Consider the following 1,159-nt stretch of genomic DNA (forward strand, 5'->3'; position numbering starts at 1 on the left):
GGCGCGTCCGAGCTGTCGTCGGTGGATGTGGGGTGGTCGTTGGTCACTACTCGGTCGGTGTTTGAGCATCGGGCGGTGGTGGTGGGTGCTGACCGTGGGGAGCTGTTGGCCGCCGTGGAGGCGTTGGCGGGGGGCGTGTCGCATCCGGGTGTGGTGCAGTCGGGTGCGGCGGCGTTGACGGGTGATGTGGGTCCGGTGTTGGTCTTCCCCGGTCAGGGTTCGCAGTGGGTGGGGATGGGTGCGGAACTGCTTGAGGTGTCGCCTGTGTTCGCGGCGCGGGTGGCGGAGTGCGAGCGGGCGCTGGCGCCGTATGTGGACTGGTCGCTCACGGGTGTGCTGCGTGGGGTGGAGGGTGCGGCGGATCTGGGGCGGGTGGATGTGGTGCAGCCGGTGTTGTGGGCGGTGATGGTGTCGCTGGCGGCGGTGTGGGCCGGACATGGCGTACGTCCTGCGGCGGTGGTGGGTCACAGCCAGGGGGAGATCGCGGCGGCTGTCGTCGCGGGAGCGCTGTCGTTGGGGGACGGTGCCAAGGTCGTGGCGCTGCGCAGCAAGGCGTTGCGGCGGCTGGCCGGTGGCGGGGCGATGGCGTCGCTCGGTGTGGGCCAGGAGCGGGCGGGGCAGTTGCTGTCCGACTTGGGGGATCAGGCCGGAGGCGTAGGTGTGGCAGCCGTCAATGGCCCGTCGTCCACGGTGGTTTCTGGTCCGCCGGAGCAGGTGGCCGCTGTTGTGGCCGCGTGTCAGGAGGCGGGGGAGCGGGCGCGGCTGATTGAGGTGGACTATGCCTCGCATGGTCCTCAGGTGGAGGAGATCCGTGAGGAGTTGATGCGGGTTCTGGCGGGCGTCCGTCCGCTCGATGCGTCCGGTTCGGGCACGGCGTTCTACTCGACCGTGACCGGTGGCCGGGCCGACGGCTCCGTCCTGGATACGGACTACTGGGTGACCAATCTCCGTGAGCGGGTGCGGTTCACCGATGCCGTTCAGGCGCTGCTGGCGGATGGGTATCGGGTGTTCATCGAGGCCAGTACGCACCCCGTGCTCACGCTCGGTCTGCAGGAGACGTTCGAGGAAGCCGAGATCCCGGCCGTCACCGTGCCCACCCTGCGCCGCGATCACGGCGGTCAGGTCCAGCTCCTCCACTCGCTCGCCCAGGCGTTCACCG

At 69.9% G+C, this 1,159-nt stretch carries 1 protein-coding gene; it reads left to right on the forward strand.

Going from position 1 to position 1,159, the window contains the following annotated elements:
* Nucleotides 1-1,159: acyltransferase domain-containing protein (locus tag GWI24_RS44570; RefSeq protein WP_210951692.1), on the forward strand; the 1,159-nt coding region annotated here is incomplete at both ends.

Origin of the sequence: Streptomyces sp. MK37H (assembly GCF_018035285.1) — a bacterium.
Taxonomy (GTDB): domain Bacteria; phylum Actinomycetota; class Actinomycetes; order Streptomycetales; family Streptomycetaceae; genus Streptomyces; species Streptomyces endocoffeicus.